Source organism: Mesorhizobium sp. WSM3868 (genome assembly GCF_002294785.1).
Taxonomy (GTDB): Bacteria; Pseudomonadota; Alphaproteobacteria; order Rhizobiales; family Rhizobiaceae; genus Mesorhizobium.
In genome coordinates this window covers 1-1,477 of the sequence record NZ_NSGB01000050.1, presented here as the reverse complement: position 1 = coordinate 1,477, position 1,477 = coordinate 1, and the positions used below count along the sequence as shown (strand labels likewise).

Here is a 1,477-nt window from a genome sequence, read left to right as displayed (position 1 = left end):
GGGCGATGAAATTAGCATCGTCGCCGTTGTGGAAGCAGATTTGGCCCATGATCGAGCCGTCAGGTTGGATTTCGGCCCAGCCGTCGCCCTGAGCTTCGTCCATCTCGTCGTTGCCTTGCCAGGAGAATGCTACATGATTGCCGTCGGCCCCATCGAATATCTGCCCGGTGACGCAGCCGAAGGCGAATTCGCCGGAGCCATCTGCCGCGAACTCGATGTAGGCGGGCTCCATCATGTCGGCATAGTCCTCGACATAATCGGGCATTTCAACAATCCGCCAGCGGCCTGCGATGCTCATGCCGACGCTGCCAGAAGCTTTGGCAAGCGGACCAGATTGTAGGCCGCAAGGTTCAGGGTGAAGGCCGCGCCCACACGGGCGCATCCTCGCAGCTTGACCTTGGCCATGCCAGCAGAGGCTTTGATCCAACCGAACACTTCCTCGATCCGCTTTCGGCGGCGCTGGCTGACGGCATAGCCGGCGTGACAGCGCGTGCGGCCGTCGATAGCCGTTACGCGCGGCTTGCCGGTCTTGCTCAAATGGCCGTCGACGGCGATGTGCGGCGTGACCTTGCGCTCGCGCAGGTCCTTGACGAACTGGATTACATCATAGGCCTTGTCGGCCCCGAGCGTGATGCGCCGCCGCGATGGTCTGCGGTCCAACATGGCGAGCGCGGCCTCGCGCTCGGCTGTACCCGTGGCCTGGGTAATGCTGCCATCGACCGCCAGCCCGTGACGGTTCTCCATCAGCGCATGTCCCAGATAGCAGAGCTTCGCCGGCTGCCCGTCGCCCTTCTTGTAGAGCCGCGCCTGCGGATCGCTCGTGCTCTGGTGCGTGTCGTTGGAGCGCTTCTCCTTATGAAAGCCACGCTCGGCGTTACGGCCCGTTCCATCCGGATCGTTGTCGCTGCCGTCCTTGCGGCGAAAGCTCTTGATCGAAGCCCAGGCCTCGATCAGCGTCCCGTCCACCGAGAAGTGATCCGACGACAACAGCCGCTTCACCCTTGGTTGCGCCAGCACCGCGCGCAGAAACTTCGCCGCGATCTCTCCTTCCAGCAGCCGATCACGGTTCTTGGTGAAGCTCGAATGATCCCAGGCGGGCTCGTCAACGCCCAGCCCAACAAACCAGCGGAACAGAAGATCAAACTCCATCCGCTCCATCAGCTGACGCTCCGAGCGAATGCCATAAAAGGCCTGCAACAGCATCGCACGCAGCAATCGTTCCGGCGCGATCGAGGGCCGGCCGAGCCCAGGCGGATAAAGCACCGCAAAATCGCTGTCCATCTCTACGAGAGCCGCGTTCACAATCTCCCGTATCACCCGAAGCGGATGATCCCGCCGAACCCGCTCCTCAAGGTCCACATAGGAAAACAGTGAACCTGTCCGTTCGTCCAATCCCCGCATCCACGGTCCCCAAATCATCAGGGCAACCAGTGAATCACGCTCCAAACAACCGCGCCAGAACTTCTTCAACAGCCTG

The 1,477-nt window shown here is 61.7% G+C and carries 2 protein-coding genes; both read right to left on the bottom strand.

What is annotated here, in order from left to right; translation table 11 throughout:
- Positions 1 to 298 (bottom strand): hypothetical protein (locus tag CK221_RS29475; protein WP_095780275.1); only part of this gene is annotated, 298 nt, incomplete at its 3' end.
- A complete protein-coding gene (locus tag CK221_RS29470; protein ID WP_095780274.1) occupies positions 295 to 1,401 on the bottom strand; it encodes an IS5 family transposase in 1,107 nt (368 codons plus the stop codon). The genes CK221_RS29475 and CK221_RS29470, both read right to left, overlap by 4 nt.
- Positions 1,402 to 1,477 lie beyond the last annotated feature (76 nt).

What these genes read in the sequence shown, in the direction of transcription:
- CK221_RS29470 (WP_095780274.1), bottom strand. Translation starts at nt 1,401, where the DNA reads ATGCGGGGATTGGACGAACGGACAGGTTCACTGTTTTCCTATGTGGAC.